General features: G+C 68.8%; 19 protein-coding genes. 9 read left to right on the top strand and 10 right to left on the bottom strand.

Annotated elements, in window-relative coordinates; translation table 11 throughout:
• The first annotated feature begins 12 nt into the window (after positions 1 to 12).
• From CQ040_RS18425 to CQ040_RS18435, 3 genes are read left to right on the top strand one after another with little or no spacing between them, the layout of a single operon-like run.
• Complete coding sequence (locus tag CQ040_RS18425) at positions 13 to 1,191, top strand: mandelate racemase/muconate lactonizing enzyme family protein (protein WP_105528385.1); 1,179 nt, start codon at positions 13 to 15, stop codon at positions 1,189 to 1,191.
• Complete coding sequence (locus tag CQ040_RS18430; protein WP_258131666.1) at positions 1,175 to 2,026, top strand: ribonuclease activity regulator RraA; 852 nt, start codon at positions 1,175 to 1,177, stop codon at positions 2,024 to 2,026. The genes CQ040_RS18425 and CQ040_RS18430 overlap by 17 nt, the downstream gene beginning before the upstream one ends.
• Entirely contained in the window at positions 2,023 to 3,012 is a 990-nt protein-coding gene (locus tag CQ040_RS18435; RefSeq protein ID WP_105528383.1) for an aldo/keto reductase, read from the top strand. The genes CQ040_RS18430 and CQ040_RS18435 overlap by 4 nt, the downstream gene beginning before the upstream one ends.
• Here CQ040_RS18435 and CQ040_RS18440 read toward each other — a convergent pair.
• The gene (locus tag CQ040_RS18440) at positions 3,003 to 3,341 is read right to left on the bottom strand and encodes an L-rhamnose mutarotase (protein ID WP_105528382.1); all 339 of its coding nucleotides are present in this window, start codon (positions 3,339 to 3,341) and stop codon (positions 3,003 to 3,005) included. The two genes, CQ040_RS18435 and CQ040_RS18440, sit on opposite strands and share 10 nt — an antisense overlap.
• 109 nt (positions 3,342 to 3,450) lie before the next feature.
• Here CQ040_RS18440 and CQ040_RS18445 point away from each other — a divergent pair, with 109 nt between their 5' ends.
• The 3 genes from CQ040_RS18445 to CQ040_RS18455 all read left to right on the top strand — a co-directional run bounded on the left by CQ040_RS18445 (position 3,451) and on the right by CQ040_RS18455 (position 6,285).
• Entirely contained in the window at positions 3,451 to 4,296 is an 846-nt protein-coding gene (locus CQ040_RS18445; RefSeq protein ID WP_181157061.1) for an AraC family transcriptional regulator, read from the top strand.
• Between the two features lie 94 nt (positions 4,297 to 4,390).
• A complete protein-coding gene (locus CQ040_RS18450) occupies positions 4,391 to 5,242 on the top strand; it encodes a phytanoyl-CoA dioxygenase family protein (protein ID WP_105528380.1) in 852 nt (283 codons plus the stop codon).
• Positions 5,239 to 6,285 carry a hypothetical protein gene (locus CQ040_RS18455; RefSeq protein ID WP_105528379.1) on the top strand — a complete coding sequence of 349 codons (1,047 nt, stop codon included), beginning with the start codon at positions 5,239 to 5,241 and terminating at the stop codon, positions 6,283 to 6,285. The genes CQ040_RS18450 and CQ040_RS18455 overlap by 4 nt, the downstream gene beginning before the upstream one ends.
• A 13-nt stretch (positions 6,286 to 6,298) precedes the next feature.
• Here the strand turns inward: CQ040_RS18455 and CQ040_RS18460 are convergent, their stop codons facing one another.
• From CQ040_RS18460 to CQ040_RS18480, 5 genes are read right to left on the bottom strand one after another with little or no spacing between them, the layout of a single operon-like run.
• A complete protein-coding gene (locus tag CQ040_RS18460; RefSeq protein ID WP_105528378.1) occupies positions 6,299 to 7,117 on the bottom strand; it encodes an endo alpha-1,4 polygalactosaminidase in 819 nt (272 codons plus the stop codon).
• Between the two features lie 5 nt (positions 7,118 to 7,122).
• On the bottom strand, positions 7,123 to 7,821 hold the full coding sequence (locus tag CQ040_RS18465) for a DUF899 family protein (protein WP_219844752.1): 699 nt from the start codon (positions 7,819 to 7,821) through the stop codon (positions 7,123 to 7,125).
• Between the two features lie 55 nt (positions 7,822 to 7,876).
• Entirely contained in the window at positions 7,877 to 9,277 is a 1,401-nt protein-coding gene (locus tag CQ040_RS18470) for an MFS transporter (protein ID WP_105528376.1), read from the bottom strand.
• A gap of 45 nt (positions 9,278 to 9,322) precedes the next feature.
• Positions 9,323 to 10,426, bottom strand: coding sequence for a YbdK family carboxylate-amine ligase (locus CQ040_RS18475; protein ID WP_105528700.1), 1,104 nt, complete (start codon positions 10,424 to 10,426; stop codon positions 9,323 to 9,325).
• Between the two features lie 8 nt (positions 10,427 to 10,434).
• The gene (locus CQ040_RS18480) at positions 10,435 to 10,701 is read right to left on the bottom strand and encodes a Rho termination factor N-terminal domain-containing protein (protein ID WP_105528701.1); all 267 of its coding nucleotides are present in this window, start codon (positions 10,699 to 10,701) and stop codon (positions 10,435 to 10,437) included.
• A gap of 120 nt (positions 10,702 to 10,821) precedes the next feature.
• Between CQ040_RS18480 and CQ040_RS20800 the strand changes: the two genes are divergently transcribed.
• On the top strand, positions 10,822 to 10,986 hold the full coding sequence (locus tag CQ040_RS20800) for a hypothetical protein (protein WP_017201713.1): 165 nt from the start codon (positions 10,822 to 10,824) through the stop codon (positions 10,984 to 10,986).
• Positions 10,987 to 11,060: 74 nt separating this feature from the next.
• Here the strand turns inward: CQ040_RS20800 and CQ040_RS18485 are convergent, their stop codons facing one another.
• Positions 11,061 to 11,270: a CsbD family protein gene (locus tag CQ040_RS18485; protein ID WP_105528702.1), complete on the bottom strand. Its 210-nt coding sequence runs from the start codon at positions 11,268 to 11,270 to the stop codon at positions 11,061 to 11,063.
• 215 nt (positions 11,271 to 11,485) lie between these two features.
• Between CQ040_RS18485 and CQ040_RS18490 the strand changes: the two genes are divergently transcribed.
• Positions 11,486 to 11,863: a hypothetical protein gene (locus CQ040_RS18490; protein ID WP_258131658.1), complete on the top strand. Its 378-nt coding sequence runs from the start codon at positions 11,486 to 11,488 to the stop codon at positions 11,861 to 11,863.
• A gap of 38 nt (positions 11,864 to 11,901) precedes the next feature.
• Here CQ040_RS18490 and CQ040_RS18495 read toward each other — a convergent pair whose 3' ends face one another.
• A complete protein-coding gene (locus tag CQ040_RS18495) occupies positions 11,902 to 12,249 on the bottom strand; it encodes a hypothetical protein (RefSeq protein ID WP_105528704.1) in 348 nt (115 codons plus the stop codon).
• Between the two features lie 296 nt (positions 12,250 to 12,545).
• Here CQ040_RS18495 and CQ040_RS18500 point away from each other — a divergent pair, with 296 nt between their 5' ends.
• Positions 12,546 to 13,031, top strand: a complete 486-nt coding sequence (locus CQ040_RS18500; protein WP_028502588.1) for an FBP domain-containing protein — start codon at positions 12,546 to 12,548, stop codon at positions 13,029 to 13,031.
• 95 nt (positions 13,032 to 13,126) lie between these two features.
• Here the strand turns inward: CQ040_RS18500 and CQ040_RS18505 are convergent, their stop codons facing one another.
• Both CQ040_RS18505 and CQ040_RS18510 read right to left on the bottom strand, forming a co-directional pair.
• Positions 13,127 to 13,948, bottom strand: coding sequence for a PaaX family transcriptional regulator C-terminal domain-containing protein (locus CQ040_RS18505; RefSeq protein ID WP_105528705.1), 822 nt, complete (start codon positions 13,946 to 13,948; stop codon positions 13,127 to 13,129).
• Positions 13,938 to 15,176, bottom strand: a complete 1,239-nt coding sequence (locus tag CQ040_RS18510; RefSeq protein ID WP_105528706.1) for a kynureninase — start codon at positions 15,174 to 15,176, stop codon at positions 13,938 to 13,940. The genes CQ040_RS18505 and CQ040_RS18510 overlap by 11 nt, the downstream gene beginning before the upstream one ends.
• Positions 15,177 to 15,241 lie beyond the last annotated feature (65 nt).

Consider the following 15,241-nt stretch of genomic DNA (forward strand, 5'->3'; position numbering starts at 1 on the left):
GGCCACTGAAACGTGAAGATCGTCAAGACGACAACCCTGGTCGGCACCAGGATCCATCAGCGTGAGGACCAATGGGTGACCGACCGTTACCGCAGCGTCAAGGCCGACATCGCCGTCGTGGTGATCGAGGCTGACGACGGCACGACCGGCATCGGCGAGGCCTGTGCCTACGGTAACCCGTTGCAGATCGCCGACTGGGTCCAGTGGTACGCGCCGTCGCTGATCGGCCGCGAGGTCGACGACCTCGGCATCGTCCCCGCCCCGACCGGGAGTGCGCTCGTGCACGCAGTGGGATCGGCGCACGACTTCGCCGTCGCCGGCATCGACTGCGCGCTGTGGGATCTCCGCGCCAAACAGGCGGGACTCCCTGTTCGCCGGCTCCTCGACGAGCGGGCATCGGCCGAGGTCGATGTGTACGCCTCCGGGGGAGTCCGCTATGACTGGCGTGCGGATCCGCGCACGCTGATCGAAGACGTCGTCGGTTATGCCGCTGACGGATACTCGGCCGTGAAGATCCGGCTCGGCACGTACTGGGGATGGGATGGAGTGACCCCCGAGCGCTTCCTCCGGCTCTTCGACGAGGTGCGACGCGAAGCCGGTCCTGGCCTCGGTCTCGCCGTGGACGGCAACAGCCGCCTGACCCGTGCGGACGCGCTGACCGTGGCCCGAGGGCTCGAGGAGCGTGGTGCGCTCTGGTTCGAGGAGCCGATCGCGAAGGACGACCTGGAGGGGTACGTCGAGCTGAACCGCAGCGTTGGCCTGCGAATCAGCGGGGGCGAGTCGTTCACGACGCTGGAGCAGTTCCGCCCGTGGATCGAGCGCGGCGCCTTCGACATCGTGCAGCCCGACGCGGGCGTGTGCGGCATCACCGAGCTCATGAAGATCGGCCGTGTCGCCGAGCGTTCGGGGATGGAGCTGATCCCGCACTCCTGGCACAACGGCTTGATGGGGATGGCGAACGCCCATGCTGTCGCCGCGCTGCCCAATGCCTCGATGCTCGAGGAGTGCATGGTGCAGGGCCCGCTGAAATGGGACTCGATCGTCGGCGGGACGCCGGTGAAAGAAGGTCGCATCGACCTCGGCGATGCGCCGGGCTTCGGCGTCGAGATCATCGACGACCTGGAGAGCCGGTTCCCGTACGTCGAGGGACACTACGCGGTGGAGGTGTACCGACGTGACCACGCAGCCTGAAGGCGCGATCGCCCCGGTTGCCGTCGGACCGGACGGTATCCCCGAGTACCGCATCGAAGGTGCCTGGTCGCTTCCGGTCAAGGGCCCGGCGATCCCCCCGATCGATCCTGAGCTGCTGGCGGCGTTCGACGAGGTGTCCTCCGCCACTGCATCGGCGAAGCTGCATCAGATGGGCATCACGCGGACGTTCATCGAAGGTCCGCGGCCGCTGAAGGCGGGCCGGCACATCGTGGGTCGCGCCGTCACGCTGCAGTTCATGCCGATGCGCGAGGACATCTACTCGGATGCCGGTGTGACGCAGGAGTACGTCGAGCGGGCGACCGCCCTGTGGGCCGTGCTCGACTTCATCGAACCGGGTGACGTGCTCGTGGCGCAGGCTTACGGCTCACTGCGCTCCGGCGTGGTGGGGGAGATGCTCGCCCACCACCTGCACAACCGTGGCGGGGTGGGACTCGTCGTCGACGGCGGAGTCCGCGACTCGGGGCGCCTGGCGGGCATCGACCTCCCCATCTGGGCCAACGGCGCCACCCCGCATTATGCGTCGCAGGGAACGCTGCTCCCGTGGGGGTACCACGTGCCGGTCGCGGTCGGGGGAGCGCTCGTGCTCCCCGGTGACTTGATCGTGGCCGATGACGACGGCGCCGTCGTGGTGCCGATCGCCAAGGCGTGGGAACTGGTCGAGTCCAGCCGCCACCACGAGGCCTGGGAGGACTTCTCCCGCGCCAAGCTCGCGCAGGGCGGAGCGCTACGGCGCTACTACCCGCTCGACGATGTCGGGCTCAGCGAGTACGAGGCGTGGGAGAGCGCCGGACGACCGGCGATCGGAGAAGCATGAGTGTTTCGCATCCGGACTTCGTCCTGCCCACGACGACGATCGGGGCAGGCGTTCCGCTCACCAGGATCGGCCTCGGGGCGGCGCAGTTCGGGAACATGCACAGGGTCACCAGCGACCTCGAATCCGAAGCCGCCGTCATCGCTGCGTGGGATGCCGGCATCCGGTACTTCGACACGGCCCCGCACTACGGGCTGGGGCTCTCGGAGCGTCGCCTGGGGCGCGCGCTCCAGGCGTACCCGCGCGCGGACTTCGTCGTCTCCACGAAGGTCGGTCGACTCCTCGTACCGAGCCCCGAGACGGCTGGGGAGCAGGACCCAGAGGGCTTCGTCGTGCCCGCCACCGTGCGGCGTCGCTGGGACTTCAGCCGGGACGGCATCCTCCGGTCGGTGGAGTCCAGCCTCGAACGACTGGGACTCGACCACCTGGACATCGTCTATCTGCATGATCCGGACGAGCATTGGGACGCGGCTTCGACCACGGGTATCGACGCCTTGATCGAGCTGCGCGACCAGGGCGTCGTCCGCGCGGTCGGGGCCGGGATGAACCAGTCCCGCATGCTTGCCGAGTTCATCCGCCGTTCCGATGTCGACGTCGTGATGGTCGCAGGGAGGTACACGCTGCTGGACCGCGGGGCCGAGGAGGAGCTGCTGCCGGTCGCCGAGGAGCGTGGTGTGGGGGTGGTCGCCGCCGGCGTCTACAACTCCGGTCTGCTGAGCGCCGAGGTCGTCGCCGACGATGCTCTGTTCGACTACGCCCCGGCGCCGCGCGCGCTGATCGATCGCGCTCGCGCTCTCGCCGCGCTCGCCGCGCATCACGGGATCACGCTCCCGGAGGCCGCCGTGCAGTTCCCGCTCAAGCATCCGGCAGTCGTCTCGGTCGTGCTGGGAACGCGCACGTCGGCACACGTTCGCAGCAGCGTCTCCCGTGCGGCGAAGGCGATCCCCGAGCCCTTCTGGAAAGAGCTCGCGGGTCTCGGTCAGGGCTGAACGCCGCCGTGCTGGCCGGCATCATCGAGCGCCCAGACGAGCTCGAGCACCCTGTCGTCGTCCGGACCGGATTCCAGCAGATCGGCGATGACGGCATCCCAGGCGGGGTCCACCGGCCCCAGTGCGCCGATCTCGTCGAGGAAGGCCGCGTACCCGGCGGTCGTGTCGATGCTGTGGAAGAGCGTGGAGCCGTCGAGCCAGATGTGCCATCGCACGACGCCGGAGCGGTGGATCGCCGACGCGACCGCCTCAGGGACCCGTGCATGGATGCGGGCGTAGTCGGCCTCGTGTCCGGGTCGGATGCGGGTGCGGCGCCCGACGGTGATCATCGCAGCAGGTCGGGTCGTGGGGGCATCAGCACATCGCCACCCTATCGGCGGGCCGGGGTCGTATCGGCGGACCAGGCGTCACCGTTCTCACGCCGTTAGGCTGACGTCGATGTCCCCGCCGGCTACCTGGTCCCACTACGCGTCACCGCGCCATGCGATGCGGCGGCTCCTGATCTCGTGCCACGGCGCCGGGGAGCAGTCGGGTCACCAGCCGCCGTTCAGCCGGCGGACGCTGCCGACCCGTGGTCTGGTCTACATCTCCGAAGGACGCGGGACGTACGAGGAGTATGCGCCGCGGAGCCTGCGGCTGCCGGTCGAGGGCCCTGCGGTGATCTGGCTCACGCCCGGAGTCGCGCACGGATACGGTTCGGATGCCGCCGGCTGGTCGGAGCACTGGGTGCTTTTCGAGGGCGAGCTCTACGATGCCTTCGAGGCGAGTGGGCTGGGTGGGCGTCACCGCCCGGTGCAGCCGCTGGCCCGTCCCGTCGAAGATGCGGAGGAGCTCTTCGCAACACTGCGCGATGCGGTCTCGGCGGTGGGGCCACGGTCGGAGATCGCCGCATCGGTCGCCGCGCAGGCTCTTCTGCTCGCGATCCTCGATGCGGTCGATCCGGCCGAGGCGGGAGTCGACGGCGCGACCGTCGTCGACCTGGTGGCCCGAAGCGCGGCCCGCTCGCTCTCGGTCACCGACCGTGCGGCGGAAGTCGGTCTCACGACACGTGAGCTCGGCGAGGCGGTGCGGTCAGCGACCGGGCTCACCGTGAACGACTTCGTGATCGAGGTGCGTCTGTCCCGAGCGCAGGCCCTCCTGGCGGAGACGCGACTCGACGTCGGTCAGATCGCCGCGCGGGTCGGCTACGACGACGCCGCCTACTTCTCGCGCATCTTCAGTCGGCGAACCGGAGTCTCGCCCACCACGTTCCGGCGGCAGCAGGCGCGCACCCAGTTCGACTGAATCATCCAATTCGCCCGGAAATCGCCGCGGAAAATCCAACAATTCCGCATGAAAGTCCATGGACTGAAGTCCAAGTGTCGCCGAACATGGAGTCATGTTCACGTCCAACGGATACACGCTCGACGACTCGCCATCGCGGCTGGGCTGGATGGAGCCGGTGCCCGACGCCATCCGCACCGACAAAGGTGCGCTGTGGGGCCGGCTGCGCCGAGACGGGTATCTGTTCCTGCCGCAGCAGCTCGACCCTCAGGTCGTCACGGCGTTCCGCGAGCACTACTTCACCGCGATGTCGGACACCGGGATCGTGGCACCCGGATCCGATCCCGCTGTCGGCATCGGCGCGCAGGGCGAGATCGACAGGGCGAAGATCCGCTCCGCGCTGTTCGACGACATCGTGCCCGGTGAGCGCTATGCGGCGCTGACCGGCCACCCCGACGTCCGCGGGTGGTTCGAGTGGTTCCTCGGTGACGACGTGCATCTGCACAAGCGGAAGATCATCCGACACATCCGACCGGGGGAGTCGGGGATCGGCACCGCGACGCAGGCCCATTACGACCTCGTCTACCTGCGCGAGGGAAGCGAGCGTGTGCTCTCGATGTGGATACCGCTCGGCGACTGCCCCGCTGAGCAGGGCGGCCTCGCCTACCTCGAGGGCAGCCATCACTGGTCGCTGGCGGAGGAACGCGCGCGGGGTGACAAGCGCCCTGCCGCCTCGATCACGGCAGACCTCCCCGGACTCGCGGACAAGCACGACGCCCGCTGGCTGCTGGCGAATTACCGTGCCGGCGACGTGATGGTCCACTCGTCGTACGTGGTGCACGCCAGCACAGACAACGTCGACCCGCTGGACCGCATCCGGCTCTCGACCGACATCCGATACCAGCGGGCGTCCGAGCCCATCGACTGGCGCTGGCAGGAGCACTGGCACGAGGACGACGGTCTGTGAGCGACATGAAGGACGACATGAAGGACGACATGGACACCGGGATCTGGGACGCCGAGAACGCGGATGCGCGGACCACCGTGGACATCGGCGGCCGGAGCTACGATTGGCGCGAATTCGTGACCAGCCGGGAGCCGGTCAGGGGATGGGCGCACCACGGCGTGGTCGTCGGTCCCGGTGGCGCGGGTCTCGTGACGGCGTCGCCGGATGGTCGGGCTCTCGTGCAGCTCCGTGACGGACGTGGGCGGCGCACGGCCGACCTCCCGGTGACCGAGTGCCATGGCATGAGTGTCGACGCTTTCGGCGCGGACTATGCCATCTGGATCGCCGACAACGGCACGAAGTACGACCACCGGGAGCGCGGAGACCACCTCGATACCGATCGTCCTGGACAGGTCGTGCGCGTCGACGTGAACGGGCACACCCAGCAGGTCATCGACGACAGTGCGCTCGACGATGAATCCCGTGGATGGCGCCCCACCGGCGTCACGAGCGAGTCCGAGGCGGATGGCGGGCGCATCTGGGTCGCAGACGGCTACGGCCGCAGCCGGGTGCACTGCTTCGGCCGCAGTGGAGAACCGCTCTGGACGAGCGACGGCGGCGACGGCGGACTGGCCTTCGCCTCGCCGCACGCCATCATCCTGGACACACGCAGGTCGGCGCCGGAGCTGCTGGTCGCCGATCGGAACAACAAGAGGATCGTCGTGCTCAGCACGGACGGCCGGTTCCTGCGCTCGTACGGCGAAGGCGAGCTGACGAGTCCTTCGGGGTTCGCGTTCGACGGCGACCTCGTGTGGGTCACCGAACTGCACGGCGCGATCGTGGCGTTCGGGCTCGACGAACGAGTCGCTGCCCGACTGGGCGACACCGGGGGAGCGGATGCACCAGGCTGGCCGAACACGATCGTCGGCGATGAGCTGGAGCGGTCCGAGCTCGTCGGTGGCGTCTTCCGGAGCCCACACGGCATCGCGGTCGACGCGTCGGGGGCCATCGCCGTGTCGGAATGGGTGATCGGCGGTCGCGTGATCGTGCTCACGCCGCAGTGATCCTCCGGTCGGATCAGCGGCAGACCTCGAACGCATAGTCGTCGTCGCCGGGTGTGACGAGGTCGCGGTCGCGCAGCACCATCGAGGCGGGGGAGTCGTCGTCCGCACACATCTCGGCGAACGGGCGCGGCAGCTCATCCGTGTACTCGATGTCGATCACGTGCTCGCCGTAGACGTCGGTGTACGCCCCGCATTCGGTGTAGACCGCGCACTCCTCGGTGACCGCGAAGTCGAAGCCGGCCTGTTCACGAAGCACGGCCGCATCCTCGGCGGCGTTCTTCTGCCCGGCGGCGAGTCCGGCGGCGTGGGCGGCATCGACGAGCAGGGTGGCCAGAGTCAGGTTGTCCTGGAGGGAGAGCGCCCCGGTCGAGCGGGTGTACGAGTCGAGGTTGTCGAACTCGACCGCGTCGAAGCCGTCGTCGGCACAGCCGGCGATCCACGGGGTCACGGTGGCGGCGATCCGGTCACGGCGCTCGGCGGTCGACGTGTCGAGCAGCGCCTCGTCCGGCCAGTCCGGATCGAAGACGACCTCGCCGTCCGCGTGCAGCAGGAGCTCCTGCGGCCAGGAGTCGAGCTCGCCCGGCTGGGTCTGGAAGCCGTTGACGTAGCAGATCGAGTACACCCCGGGTGCGGGCGGTGCACCACGGTCACGGCCGACGATGCCGACCTCGGGTGCCGGGTCGTAGGCGCCACCGAGCTGATAGTCGGGGACAGCGCCGGCGGGCGGGAGGTCGAATACGGAGTCGGATGGTGACGATTCCGCCGGAGCCGCGCATCCGCCGAGCACGAGCAGCAGCGCCGCGACGGCGGGGAGCAGCGCGCCGCGGAGCATCCGGTTCAGTGTGTCGCCCCGTACAGCTCCGCGATCTCCTTCGAGCCCATCCCCTGGGAGTAGGTCGGGTGCTGGGGCCAGCCCTCCGGCACGTCCTGCCACTCCTCCTGCCGGCCGTACGGCAGCAGATCGACGAGTCCCTGCAGGTAGCTGAGCCGCTCGGTGCCACGGCCCTCGGTGTGCCAGGTCCGGTACACGGTGTCGCCGTCGCGCAGGAAGACGTTCACCCCGAAGCCCGCGTTCGGTGGGGCATCCACGTCGGCTCCGAACGTGCTGTCGGCGCTGGAGTACCAGGCCATCCGGTTGCCCACGCGGTCGCGGTAGGCCAGAGCCTCATCGATCGGACCGTTCGTCACGATCACGAAGCGTGCGTCGTAGTAGCGCTCGAGCACGTCGAGCCGTGTGAACTGCGAGGTGAAGCCGGTGCAGCCGGGGCACTGCCACTCGCTGCCGTCCGACCACATGTGGTTGTAGACGATGAGCTGCGACGCGCCGTCGAAGATGTCGGCGAGACGCACCGGACCGTCGGCGCCGACGAGCGTGTAGTCGGGCAGCTCCACCATGGGCAGACGGCGTCGCTGCGCGGCGATGGCATCGAGTTCTCTGGTCGCTGCCTTCTCGCGCACTCGCAGCGCGTCGAGCTCGCGGCGCCATGTCTCGGCGTCGACGACCGGCGGAAGGGCTGTCTGTCCTGTGCTCACGATGACCTCCGGTTGCTGAGCGACGGTGCGTCCAGTCTGCGCGCGGCCGCCGACACGGTCAATGCGGGTCGGGGCCGGACGCGGCGACGTCGGCCGGCACGGACTCGGCCGGATTGCGGCGGATGCCGATCCACGACACCACGCCGCCGATCACGAGCAGCGTCGCGGTGACCCAGGCCGCGCTGTGGAATCCGTCGAGGTCGAGGGTGCCGCCGACGATCGTCGAGAGCATCGCGACGACGAGCAGGCCGGCGACGCGGGACACGGCGTTGTTCACGGCTGAGGCGATACCGGAGTGGTTCTCATCGATCGCCCCGAGGATCGCGGCGGTCAGCGGGGCGACAGTGAGCGAGAGCCCGAGCCCCATCACGATCATGGCGGGCAGCACCTGCCACCAGTAGTCGAATTCAGCGGCGACGAAGAGGAGCATCAGGGCGCCCACGGCCATGAGCAGCGGGCCGACCGTCATGAAGATGCGCGGCCCCCACTTGCCTGCCCACTGGCCGGCACGCGAGCTGACGAGGATCATCAGGATCGTCATGGGCAGACTCGCAAGTCCTGCGGCCGTGGCGCTGAGCCCGGCCCCCTGCTGCAGATAGACACCCACGACGAAGCCGTTCAGCGACAGCGCGGCATACACGAAGAAGGTGGCGAGGTTGCCCCAGCCGAAGTCACGCACGCGGAACAGCCACAGCGGCATGAGGGGCGACGTCGAATGCTGCTGTCGCCACAGGAACAGCGCGAACAGCGCCGCCCCGGCGACAGCGGGGATCCAGATGGCCGGCGACTGCCACCCCATGTTGGGCTGCTCGATGAGTGCGAACACGACAGCGCCGAGACCGATCGCACACAGAGCCCCGCTCCACCAGTCGACCTTGATGCCGCGGGGATGCTCCGGCAGATGCAGGCGGGCGAGGAGCAGGAGGGTGATCCCGATCGGGATGACGTTGATGAGGAAGACGAAGCGCCATGAGAGGTAGTCGACGAACAGTCCGCCGAGCAGCGGGCCGACCAGTTGGGCTCCGGTGGTGAAGGCGGTCCACACCCCGATCGCCCTGGACTGCACGTCGGCGCGCATCGTCGCGGTGATCAGCGCGAGCGAGCTCGGCACCAGCAGTGCTCCGGCTGCTCCCTGCGCGGCACGGGCGATGATCAGCATCAGGGGATCGATCGCTGCGGCGACCGCGATGGATGCCACCCCGAAGGCGATCAGTCCGATGCGCATCACCAGCACGCGTCCGTAGGCGTCGGACACCGATCCCGCGAGCAGGATCAGGGCGCTCAGGGTGATCAGATACGCATCCACGACCCACTGCTGGGTGGTGATGCCGCCGCCGAGCTCACGACTGATCGCGGGCAGCGCGACGTTCACCACCGTGCCGTCGAGGAAGGTCACGAACGACGCGAGCACCGCGATCGAGATGACGAGCCGCTGGAGCGGGGCGAAGGATGCTGCCACAGCCCGACCCTACTCCCGGGGCGGGAGGGTGCGGGCCGATGCTGGTCAGCTCGTCGGCAGCGACGGCGGCGGGGCGGGGTGCGGCGCCGGTGTCCCGGCCAGGAGCAGTCGTGCGAGTCCGGGTGTCCCCTCCTCGTCGACGGAGCCGCGCTGTCGGTCGGCACCGGTACCCACCGTGCGCAGCCGCTCGATGCCCGCGCCGACTCGTTCCTCGTCGCCGAGTTCCCGAAGTGCGGGAGCGATCATGGCCAGCATCCGGTCGGCGACCGCCCGGACGTCGTCGATGTCGCCGGTCGTCGGATCGATCACGCGCGCATCCATCCCTCGGCGGGCCGCCGTCCACAGCGACGCGTCGAGGCCGTCGACCCCGACGTCCACCTGAGGCTGGTCGTCGGTCAGCACGATCGCTCGTGAGAGCAGTGCGGCGAGCACGGAGTCCTCCGCGGTCAGCTGCGCATCGAAGACCCGCACCTCGATCGTGGGATAGCGCTCCGAGATCCGTACGGCCCACGCCAGCGATGACGCCTCGGTGATCGCCTGCAGGTCGATGAGCCGTCGCACCTGCGTGCGGTAGTCGTCGAAGTCGTGGAACCGCGGTGGGGACCAGGATGCCGGCAGGCGACGGATCAGGATGCTGCGCCAGCTGGCGTAGCCCGAGTCCCGTCCGCCGACGAACGGACTGTTGCCGGTGAGCGCGAGCAGCGTCGGGAGCCAGCCTCGCACGCGATTGATCGCCCGCACTCTCTCCTCATCGTCGACCACTTCGATGTGCACGTGGAGGCCGTTGACCTCGTGATCGCGGGTGAGGTGCCCGAGCTGCGCGGCGACATCGTCATAGTGACGTGAAGGGGAGACCGCCGAGGAGCGTGTCGTGGCGAAAGGCGTGCCGGTTCCCGCAGCGATCGCGCGTTGCTCCTGAGCGTGCCAGCCGATGAGCGCGCGCAGATGATTCAGCTGCGCCTCGGCGTCTGTGGCGGTCGAGACCGGCTCGGTGAGGCATTCGATCTGCGAGGTCAGGTACTCCTTCGTGACCTCGCCGCCGGTGCGCAGGCGCGTGATGCGTTCGCGAGTGCCGGCGGCCAGCGTCACGGGCACCAGCGAATGCACATCGAGGAAGAGGAACTCCTCCTCGATGCCGAAGCGGGTCATCCGGAGCCTCAGTGGTTTCTGAGCGCGGAGATCAGCTCGGATTTCCGTTTGCCGCTGTACCCGGTCAGGCCCAGTTCCTTCGCGCGCTTGCGTAGCTCGGGCACGGTCCAGTCGTCGTAGTCGCCGTGCTCCCCACCACGGCGTCCGACCGCGCTGCGGCCTTCCTTCGCTGCGGCGTTCGAGATGCGTGCGGCCTTCTCCTTGGAGGCGCCGTCGTCCCGGAGCTCCTCGTACAGCTCTGGGTCCTTCAGTGAATTGTTGCGTCGTCCTGGCATGTTTCTTCTCCTTCGCGCACTCGGAGGGTGGAAGTCAACCCCCTCGGAGAGATGGGCTCCCGCGGCTAGCGTGGGGGCACCGCAGTCGGGCGTTCGCGCCCCGAAAGAAGGGAAAGACCGATGAACATCCTCCTGATCATCGTCATCGTCGTCGCAGTGATCCTCGCGATCACCGGAGGACTGGTGCAGTCGCTCCAGTTCCTCCTGTGGGTCGGGCTCGTCCTCCTCGCGATCGCAGTGATCGCCTGGTTGATCCGAGCGATCAGCGGCAGCCGCAAGGTCTGACGACACAGCTCGTCTGACCCCATCGAGGTGAGGCCCGCCGATCGGCGGGCCTCACCTCTTCTGTGTCTGAGGGACTACTTCTTGTCGAACGCGTCGCGGACGCTGTCGCCGGCCTTGCCCGCGGCGTCCTTCACGTTCTCGCCGGCCTGCTTGGCGGAGGCCTTGACCTGATCCGCCTGGCCCTCGGCTTCGAGGCGCTCGTTGTCCGTGAGCTTTCCGACGCCTTCCTTGACCTTTCCGGCAGCCTTCTCAGCGGCGTTCTTGATGTCGTCTGCAGCACTCATGTTCTGCTCCTCTCGTGGGCGGATTCGATTGATCCCGACCTTTTCACGCAGCCGTCGAAGGGGCCACGGGATTGACAATCCGGCCGGGTCATGTCAGCGTTCCGCCCCATCGACTCGGGCCTCCCGAAGGACTAGCCTGGCGCCAGGCGGGTGGTCCTGCCCGCGGACCTCGACCAAGGAAGCGGTGTGCGATGGACTCGATGATGATGGGCGCCATGTCGAAGAACATGGAGTCGATGCCCGACATGGGCATGATGGACATGTCCGTCATGCAGGCCTGCATGGATGCGTGCGCCGCGTGCGAGCAAGCCTGCACGGTGTGCTCGACGCAGATGATGGACTGTTCGCCCGCGTGCATGAACTGTGCGGACATGTGCAACACCATGATGCGGTCGATGATGCGGATGCAGGGCATGACCCCGGCGTCGATGATGGCGATGCTCAACGCCTGCATCGCGATGTGCAAGACGTGCATGGACGCGTGCGCGCGGCACGCGGACGAGAGCGATGTCTGCCGGATGTGCGCTCAGGCGTGCCAGGCCTGCATGGATGCCTGCACCGCGATGAAGGACATGCTGATGGTGAATGCCTGACCCGCAGCTCGGGTTCAGGGGCTCCTCAGAGGCTGGCTTCAGACCGCGGCGACGTTGAACTGGGTGTTGCCCACGGCGAGCACTCCGTAGCGCGCGTGCAGTGCGACGGGTGTGCCGGGAGCGGCTTCGAGCGCGGCGCCGGCGCCGTTCCACAGGGCATGCGCCTCGCCGTCGAGCGTGCGCACGACCAGATCACCGGAGACCGCGTCGGCCTGATCGACCAGAGCGTCGACCCACTCCGCCGGCGTCGCCGAGGCGATGCGCGCCTGGATCAGATGCAGCGCGTGTCCGGGAGCGAACGAGGAGCACCGGCCACCCTCGCTGCACATGCACGCCGCACGCTCACGCACCGGGAGGGGCGAAAGGCGGTTCAGCGGCGTGGACACGATGGTCTCCTTCTGGTTCGACGTTCCGGAAAGACTAAGTCGCCTTCTCGGTGGCGCCGAGGCCCACCGACACGGAGTGAAACAAACGGGTGTAAGCTCGCCGGGTGCTGTCGTCGATGAGCGCCCTCGGGGCGCAGAGCGGAGCTGCAGGCGCTTTCCGCGCCGCAGACAGAGGCTGAGGACTCACCGGAGGCGGAACCCCGTCCCCGGTGTCGTGTCGTACCCGGCGTCTGCGTCCGGGATCCTTCCTCCGATCGACTCGCCTTCGCGGCGACCACTCCGAAAGCACTTCTCTCATGCGTCCCATCGATGAGCGCGCCATCCGCGCCTCCTTCCTCAACGCCTCCCGCAAAGAGGTCTCCGACCTGACTCTGCCTCCCGGTTTCGCCGAGATCGACTTCGATCGCCTCGACTTCCTCGGCTGGGCAGACCCGAAGATGCCCCGCCGGGCGTACGTCGTCACGTGGGTCGACGACGCCCCGGTCGGTGTCTTCCTACAGCGCGCCGAGCAGCGCGTGATCGCCAGGGCGCAGTGCTCGTGGTGCGAAGACGTCGCTCTCCGCAACGACGTGCAGTTGTTCGTGGCCCGCAAGGCCGGAGCCGCCGGCCGCAAGGGCGACTCCATCGGCGTGCTCACCTGCGCCGAGTTCGGCTGCAATCGGAACGTGCGGATCCTGCCGCCCTTGGCCTACCAGGGCTTCGACCGCGAGTTCGCCCGCGACCTGCGCATCCTGAGACTGCAGGAGCACGTCGCCGGCTTCCTCGCCGAAGTCGCCGGCTGATCCCGACTTCTGTTGCTCCGGTCGCGCTTCCTGCCGCTCGCGGGTCGCGAAGGCGAAAGGAAGTGCGACCGGAACAGGGGCTCGGGGCAGCCAGGTCAGGAGATCCTGGCGCGCACGTGCGCCCAGGCGGGGGCTGCCAGCTCCGTCGACCGGCGGGCGAACTCGTCGAAGCTGCGACGGCCGGGCCAATCGGCCGGCAGCATCGACGGAGGAAGCCCCGGGTCGGTGTAGGGCAGCACCCGCCAGCGGTCGATGAGCTGCACGTAGGCAGCGAACGGCTCGGCGGGGAGGGTGGTGAGCGAGGTCTGGAAGGCGAGGTGCTCCGCCCGCAGAGCCTCCAGGTTCCACCACTGCGCCGCGGCCTCGACCAGAGTGCCGTCGGGGAGGGGAGCGGATGCCTGGAACAGGGTCGCCCATTTGCGCGCATCGAGCTCATCGAGGATCTGCAGCACCTCGTCCTGGAGGTGACCGGGGCAGATCCACAGCGCCGGCGACACCACGCCGGCGCCGATCCACTGCAGCCGTCGACGCAGCTGATGGCGCACGCTCCTCGCGCTCTCGGGGATCGAGAATGAGACGAGGCACCAGGGGTCGGCATCCGTCATCTCCCGCATCTCGAAGATGCGACGGTCGCCGCGTTCCAGCATCCCGATCGCTGCCGGGTTGAGACGGTAGCCGATCTGCTCCTCGCGTTCGGCGATCAGCAGCCCCCTCTGCTTGAGGCGGGCGACGCCGGTGCGCGCCGGGCCGGCATCGATGCCGAGGCCTCCGGTGAGCGCGACCAGATCGGCCGCCGAGATCCAGCCGCCGAGCGGGCGCAGGAACACGCCGATGAAGGTCCGCAGCAGCGACGCGGTGCTGCCGGGGCGCGCATCGATGTCGTCGAGCACGGGGGCGGACCCGAGATCAGAAGTCACCGGACTCCAGGGCGTCGCGCACCGCGAGCACGCCGGTGATCGTCTCGACGTGCGAGGTGCTCAGCGGCGAGAGCCCGAGGCGGATGCCGTCGGGGAACCGGAAGTCCGGGATGATGCCGTCGGCCCACAGTCGCCGCGTGACATCGCGGAAGTCCGGGTGGCCGATCGTGACGTGACCGCCGCGGAGATCCGCGTCGCGCGGGCTGAGCAGTCGCACGCCGAGGGGGGCGAGAACCTCGTCGTAGGCGCGGACGGCGAGATCGGTCAACGACTGCGACTTCGCCCGCACGCCCTCGATCGTGGACTGCTCGATCAGGTCGAGCATCCCCTGCATCGCGAGCATCGAGGTCACCGGCGGGGTGCCGCTGAGAAGCTGGCGGATGTCACCCGACGGCACGTACTCCGGCCCCATCGCGAAGATGTCCGCCGCGCTCCACCAGCCCTGGATCGGCTGACGCAGCACCCCCTGGAGTCCGTGGCGGAGATAGGCGAAGGCGGGGGAGCCCGGTCCGCCGTTGAGGTACTTGTAGGTGCAGCCGACGGCCAGGTCGACGCCCCACTCGTCGAGCTGCATCGGGATCACGCCGACCGAGTGGCACAGGTCCCACATCATCAGGGCGCCGGCCTCGTGCGCGGCCGCGGTGATGCCCGGCATGTCGGCCAGGGCTCCGGAGCGGTAGTCGACGTGGCTCAGCGACACCAGTGCGGTGCGTGCGGAGACCACGGCCTCGACATCGGCGATCGTCACCCCGTGTACGGGGTCGGGCTCGAGCCAGCGCAGGGTCATCCCCGTCTCGGCGGCCACACCCTCGGCCAGGAACCGGTCGGTGGGAAAGTTGCCCGCCTCGATCACGAGTTCGGTCCGGTCAGGGTCCGCTGCCGCGGCGGCGCGCATGAGCTTGTAGATCAGCACGCTGGTCGAGTCGGCCACGACGGTCTGACCCGAAGCCGCGCCGAGCGCAACTCGTCCGATGCGGTCCCCGAGCTCCATCGGCAGCGCCATCCACTGCTCGTCCCAGGAGCGGATCAGCCGCGTGCCCCAGTCGTCGCGCACGAAGGCCGCGAGCTTCTCCGGAATGTCGCGCAGCGGGCGACCGAGCGAGTTGCCGTCGAGGTAGGTGGTGACGCCGGGGGCCTCGGCGAACGCGTCGAGGTGGGCGCGCAGCGGGTCGGCCGCGTCGAGAGCGCGGGCACGATCGAGGAGGGAGTCGGCGGGCGTCGTGGTCATGTCACACCTTCAGGTCTGCGGGGGTGAGGGGGCGGGCGTCGAGCGGGTCGGCCGTCGAGGGGCTG

It is taken from the genome of Microbacterium sp. MYb54, assembly GCF_002979515.1.
Taxonomy (GTDB): Bacteria; Actinomycetota; Actinomycetes; order Actinomycetales; family Microbacteriaceae; genus Microbacterium.